The organism is Arthrobacter sp. SO3 (genome assembly GCF_020532825.1).
GTDB lineage: Bacteria > Actinomycetota > Actinomycetes > Actinomycetales > Micrococcaceae > Arthrobacter.
The window spans coordinates 1-3217 of record NZ_MQTS01000112.1; the positions used below are offsets into that span (position 1 = coordinate 1).

At 63.6% G+C, this 3217-nt stretch carries 4 protein-coding genes; all 4 read left to right on the forward strand.

Going from position 1 to position 3217, the window contains the following annotated elements:
- Positions 1-209 precede the first annotated feature (209 nt).
- The 4 genes from BJQ90_RS11545 (at position 210) to BJQ90_RS11560 (ending at position 3079) form a co-directional block, all read left to right on the forward strand.
- Positions 210-1136, forward strand: a complete 927-nt coding sequence (locus tag BJQ90_RS11545; RefSeq protein WP_226760401.1) for a tyrosine-type recombinase/integrase — start codon at positions 210-212, stop codon at positions 1134-1136.
- A 149-nt stretch (positions 1137-1285) separates the two neighbouring features.
- Positions 1286-2080 carry a tyrosine-type recombinase/integrase gene (locus tag BJQ90_RS11550; RefSeq protein WP_226760402.1) on the forward strand — a complete coding sequence of 265 codons (795 nt, stop codon included), beginning with the start codon at positions 1286-1288 and terminating at the stop codon, positions 2078-2080.
- Positions 2077-2574, forward strand: a complete 498-nt coding sequence (locus BJQ90_RS22740; protein WP_226760403.1) for a site-specific integrase — start codon at positions 2077-2079, stop codon at positions 2572-2574. Before BJQ90_RS11550 ends, BJQ90_RS22740 begins: the two co-directional genes overlap by 4 nt.
- Positions 2483-3079, forward strand: coding sequence for a tyrosine-type recombinase/integrase (locus BJQ90_RS11560; RefSeq protein ID WP_226760404.1), 597 nt, complete (start codon positions 2483-2485; stop codon positions 3077-3079). The genes BJQ90_RS22740 and BJQ90_RS11560 overlap by 92 nt, the downstream gene beginning before the upstream one ends.
- Positions 3080-3217 lie beyond the last annotated feature (138 nt).

The window sequence follows — 3217 nt, forward strand, 5'->3', positions numbered from 1 at the left end:
AACCGGGACTTCACCGCCGACCGCCCTGGGGTGAAGTTCGTCGGCGACATCACCTATTAGGCTCAGCGTCTCGTTATGTGCGGTTCGATTGCGCGGGCGCGATGATGGCGGTTCTGGCCGGATTTCGTCGCTGTTTGAGCCTTCCGGTTACTGCACATAATCGCGAAGCTCCTTGTATCTGATCGATTCAGGAGACAAGGAGCATCGCGATGGATATTCACGAGGATCATTGGACGGTGGAGGCCCTCCTGGCCGCCTTCGATGAGCATCTGCAGGGCAGCCGCGGTCTGTGCTTGGGGACACGGCGGAATTATGCCGGGCATGTGGAGCAGTTCTTGAAGCAGATATCGCCAGCCGGCGTGGTGGACACGGCGGATATTCGTGCTGTCGACGTTGTGGATTTCATTGGTAGTAGTGCGAAGCGCTACGGCGGGAGCAGGACTGTTGGGCACGTGGCGACATCGCTACGGTCGTTCTTCCGGTTCCTGCGAGCGACAGGGCTGCGCACGGACCGGCTCGAAGACTCGGTGCCGACGGTGCAGCATCGGCCTTCGGATCTACCGCGGCATCTGGACTCGACACAGCTTGCCCGGCTGGTAGCGTCTTTGGACTCCTGGTCGACACCTCGTGGGCTGCGTGATGGGGCGATCGTGTTGTGTATGGCGCGGTTGGGTCTGCGGTCCAGCGAGGTGGTCCAGTTGCGGCTGGAGGATATTGACTGGCGTAATGGCACTCTGCGCGTCAGCAAGCGCAAGACCGGTCACGGGGCGTTGTTGCCGCTGACTGAGGAAGTCGGTGCGGCGACGGCGTCCTATCTGCAGCACGGACGGCCGAAGACAACGTCGCGGCGGGTATTTGTGCTGGACCGGCTGCGGACGGGGGCGCCGATCAGCGAGTCGATAGTAGGCCGCGCCGTGGAGAGGGCGGTGCGCCGCGCGGACATCGACGCACCGATGCGGGGCGCCAACCTCCTGCGCCACTCGCTGGCTACCGGACTGCTCGCCGGCGGCGCCACGTTGGGCCAGATCGCGGATCTGATGGGGCACCGTTCGCTGACCACGACCGGAATCTACGCCCGCGTTGACATCGCGGCGTTGGCCGAAGTCGGGCTCGCATGGCCGGAGACGGCGTCATGACACAGACGATGCCGGACCTGGTGGAAAGCTACATCGGATTGCGCCGCCAGCTGGGCTACCGGCATGTGGGGTGCGAACGCTACCTTCGTGCCTTCGGCGGTTGGCTTGACGCGGCCGGACACCACGGTCCGGTTCCCCAGGAGCTGAGCGTGGCCTGGGCTGCGGAGACTTCCTCAACGGATCCGTGCAACCCCGCCCGGCGGCTGACAGTTATACGCGGCTTCCTGCGCCATCTGTCCGGTCTGGACGGGACTACTGATGTCCCTCCGCCGGGATTGTTGGGCTCCACCGGACACCGCAAGCCGCCGCATGTCTACTCTGACGCCGAAATCGCCGAACTGCTGGCCGCGGCCTCAGGGCTGGCCGGGCGGCTGCGTCCGTACTGTTACAAGACCTTGTTCGCGCTGATGGCCTGCACAGGGATGCGAATCGGTGAGACCCTGGCCCTTTGCTGCGGCGATGTCGACCTGAGTGCCGGGGTGATCACCGTCCGGTTCAGCAAACGGGGTCGAACGCGTCTGGTTCCGCTGCATCCAAGCGCCGTCGCGCCGCTGCGTGACTATGTGACCCGGCGAGCCGGCCTCTACGGGAAACCGGGTCGGGCCGACGCGTTCTTCCGCACCGACCGGAGTGCACGGATAGCCTATAACTCCGCTTCCTCCACGTTCGAGCGGCTCAGCGTCCGGCTTGGCTGGACCGCGCAGAACCGCACCAGGGCACCGCGGATCCATGATCTGCGCCACCGGATGGTCGTGCGTCGCATCCAGGCCTGGCATGCCGAAGGTGCCAATGTCGAAGCAAAAATCCCTGCCTTGGCCACGTATCTCGGCCACGCCGAGATAGCCAACCTCTACTGGTACCTCTCGGCCGTCCCGGAACTGATGAGCATCGTTGCCGACCGATTCGAAACCTATGCCGGGCAACAGCCAGGAGGCCGGTCATGAGAGCGGCCCAGATCACCTTCCCCGTCTTGGTGCAGGACTTCTTCTGCCGCCGCCTGATTGACCAACGAGGCGCCAGCGCACGGACCATCGAAAGCTACCGGGATGCGTTCGAGCTGCTGTTCGCCTTCGTCATCGACCGCACCCGCAAACATCCCGAACAGCTGTGTTTGAGTGACCTCGATGCCCAGCTCGTGAGCCAGTTCCTGGACTATCTGGAAACCGACCGAAAAAACACGGTGCGTACCCGCAACGCCCGGCTTGCAGCGATCCATTCCTTCATGCGCTATGCCGCGGTCCGCGACCCTGCATCGCTGGCCACCGCTGAACAGGTCCTGGCTATCCCCGCCAAAACGATTCGACAAGCCGGTACTGGGCTACCTCACCCGAGAACAAGTCGCAGCGATCCTCGCCGCACCGGATCAGACCAGCTGGAGCGGCCACCGGGACGCGGTCATGCTGGCCACCCTCTACAACACCGGAGCGAGAGTCTCTGAAATCGCCGGACTACGTGTCCATGACATCCTGTTAGACCGGCAAACCGCGGTCCACCTGCACGGCAAAGGCCGTAAAGAACGCGCCATCCCGCTATGGAAAAATACTGCCCGAAGCTTGCGGGGCTGGCTGCAACGCGCCCAGCTCGGCCCGGAGTCGGCGGTGTTCCCCAATCGCGCCGGTGCACCCATGACCCGTTCCGGTGTCCGTGACCGGCTCGACCGGGCCGTCGCCATCGCCGAGCAACACTGTCCGTCGCTGACGGGCCACCGGGTATCGCCGCATACCCTGCGCCACTCGACCGCGATGCACCTACTCCAATCCGGTGTCGATCTGTCTGTGATCGCGTTGTGGCTCGGCCACGAAGGGCCGGCGACCACACACCAATACCTCGAGGCCGACCTCGCAATGAAGGAGAAAGTCCTTCAACGCATCAGCGATCCCAGCCCAGCTCCGAAACGGTATACACTTGGCGACCGAGTACTCGCATTCCTCGAAACGCTGTAATTATGTGCAGTCCACAAGCCAGCATTTACTGCATCGGCGATCTTCGAATGCCCTGCTACACATAACGAGACGCTGAGCCTAATAGGTGATGTCGCCGACGAACTTCACCCCAGGGCGGTCGGCGGTGAAGTCCCGGTT